General features: G+C 52.6%; 3 protein-coding genes. 2 read left to right on the forward strand and 1 reads right to left on the reverse strand.

The genetic code is table 11. The features are described 5' to 3' along the window. Window positions 1-153: 153 nt before the first annotated feature. Together ACOTX4_RS25820 and ACOTX4_RS25825 are read left to right on the forward strand one after the other, a co-directional pair. Window positions 154-267, forward strand: a complete 114-nt coding sequence (locus ACOTX4_RS25820) for a hypothetical protein (protein ID WP_032634168.1) — start codon at window positions 154-156, stop codon at window positions 265-267. Between the two features lie 308 nt (window positions 268-575). Continuing rightward, window positions 576-878 (forward strand): TM2 domain-containing protein, encoded by a 303-nt coding sequence (locus ACOTX4_RS25825; RefSeq protein WP_031942343.1) that lies wholly within the window; start codon window positions 576-578, stop codon window positions 876-878. Between the two features lie 255 nt (window positions 879-1133). On the opposite strand, the gene ACOTX4_RS25830 is transcribed toward ACOTX4_RS25825, so the two are convergent. Next, on the reverse strand, window positions 1134-1370 hold the full coding sequence (locus ACOTX4_RS25830) for a hypothetical protein (RefSeq protein WP_031942344.1): 237 nt from the start codon (window positions 1368-1370) through the stop codon (window positions 1134-1136). Between the last annotated feature and the right edge of the window lie 642 nt (window positions 1371-2012).

A 2012-nucleotide genomic window follows, 5' to 3' on the forward strand; every position in this document is an offset into this window, starting at 1 on the left:
AGATCCCAAGGGTTTCCCCCTGGTAGCTCCCTCGTGCGCTCTCCTGTTCCTGCCTTTCGGTTTACCGGTGTCATTCCGCTGTTATGGCCGCGGTTTCTCATTCCACGCCTGACACTCAGTTCCGGGTAGGCAGTTCGCTCCAAGCTGGACTGTATGCACGAACCCCCCGTTCAGTCCGACTGCTGCGCCTTATCCGGTAACTATCGTCTTGAGTCCAACCCGGAAAGACATGCAAAAGCGCCACTGGCAGCAGCCACTGGTAACTGATTTAGAGGAGTTAGTCTTGAAGTTATGCGCCGGTTAAGGCTAAACTGAAAGGACAAGTTTTGGTGACTGCGCTCCTCCAAGCCAGTTACCTCGGTTCAAAGAGTTAGTAGCTCAGAGAACCTTCGAAAAACCGCCTTGCAGGGCGGTTTTTTCGTTTCCAGAGCAAGAGATTACGACGCTACAGAAAGGATCTCAAGAAGATCCTTCACCATAATGGAAATCTATCCCACCCGAGCATATAGGATGCATATCGTTATAAAACATTGGATATTATGCATCCCAACTAAAAATAAGCTCGAGGATAAAAAATGAGTTCAATGGTTTACTGCCGAGGATGCGGCAAGGAAATACACGAAACAGCAAAGTCATGCCCACACTGCGGAGCCACAAACGCCTCTTCAGGTTCAGGTGAAAAAAGTAGAATCGCAGCCGCGCTATTAGCATTCTTCCTTGGTGGATTTGGCGCACATAAATTTTACTTAGGTAAAATAGGACAGGGATTCCTGTATCTAATTTTTTGCTGGACATTCATACCCGCGATCATCGCGTTTATTGAGTTTATTATTTATCTATGCGATTCCGATGAAAAATTCGCAAGAAAATATGGCTAACTCATAGCAAAAAAGCCCTGCGGGGCTTTTTTTGTACCAGTCTGTGAGGCACATTTACCATAACATCCCTTATCGGTACCGCCTAAGACGCTCTCAGCGCGTTTCTGCGGCCTCATGCCGATTTCCGGCACCTTTCCCCGGGGAAAACCCCGAAAAACGTTCCTGATGATTTCTGCGCGTCTGCATGGCTATGCACGGAAATGCCTTGCCTGCAGTTTCATCACAAAACTGCAGCAGAAACCTCATAACAGCCACTCACCGGCGCGGCGATCGCGGACGTGACCAGGTAAATTCGGCCTGCTGCCGTTCTTCCTCACGTAGAGCGCGCTGCCGGTCGGCGTGCCGCTGCGACTCAATCTGCGCTCTTGCCCGGTTGAGCACGATATGTCGGTTCGGCTGGTTGAGTTTCTTGCCGGAAGCACGCTCTGCAGCTGCAACAGCATCATCAAGAAATTGCTTCTCTGCCGGCGTCAGATTGGTCAGTCGCGTCATGTAGGTCTCCTGTTCAGCATCACGCTGGCCAGTCTGCCAGACAAGGTGGAAGCAATGAAGCAGCGGCGGAATGTCAGAACCATCAGAAACGGTGAACGGGAGCGGATTTTAATCAGGTGCCGTGAAGCGTTGGGCAAGCCGTCAGGCGCGCCAGTGGTCCTGGCGGGTTTCGGGGCGCAGCCCTGAACCAGTCACGTAGCGCTAGCGGAGTGTATACTGGCTTAATATGTTGGCACGGATGCGGATGTCAGTGAAGTGCTTCATGTAGCAGGAGAAAAAGGCGGCACCGGCGCGTCAGCAGAACATGTAGTAACGGGAGATGTGCCGCTTCCTCGCTCACTGACTCGCTGCGCTCGGTCGTTCGGCTGCGGCGAGCGGTACCGGCTTACGGGTGAGGTGGAAATTTCCTGGTGGATGCCAGGAAGGAACTTAACAGGGAAACGATGAGGCTGCGGCGAAGCCGTTTTTCCATAGGCTCCGCCCCCCTGACAAGCATCACGAAATCTGACGCTCAAATCAGTGGCGGCGAAACCCGACAGGACTATAAAGATCCCAAGGGTTTCCCCCTGGTAGCTCCCTCGTGCGCTCTCCTGTTCCTGCCTTTCGGTTTACCGGTGTCATTCCGCTGTTATGGCCGCGGTT

This window comes from Enterobacter cloacae complex sp. IR5459 (assembly GCF_049238005.1).
Classification (GTDB): Bacteria; Pseudomonadota; Gammaproteobacteria; order Enterobacterales; family Enterobacteriaceae; genus Enterobacter; species Enterobacter hormaechei_C.

Bases quoted from the DNA above. Each gene is read 5' to 3' on its own strand.
- ACOTX4_RS25830 (WP_031942344.1), bottom strand. From the start codon at position 1,370: ATGACGCGACTGACCAATCTGACGCCGGCAGAGAAGCAATTTCTTGAT.
- ACOTX4_RS25825 (WP_031942343.1), top strand. From the start codon at position 576: ATGAGTTCAATGGTTTACTGCCGAGGATGCGGCAAGGAAATACACGAA.
- ACOTX4_RS25820 (WP_032634168.1), top strand. From the start codon at position 154: ATGCACGAACCCCCCGTTCAGTCCGACTGCTGCGCCTTATCCGGTAAC.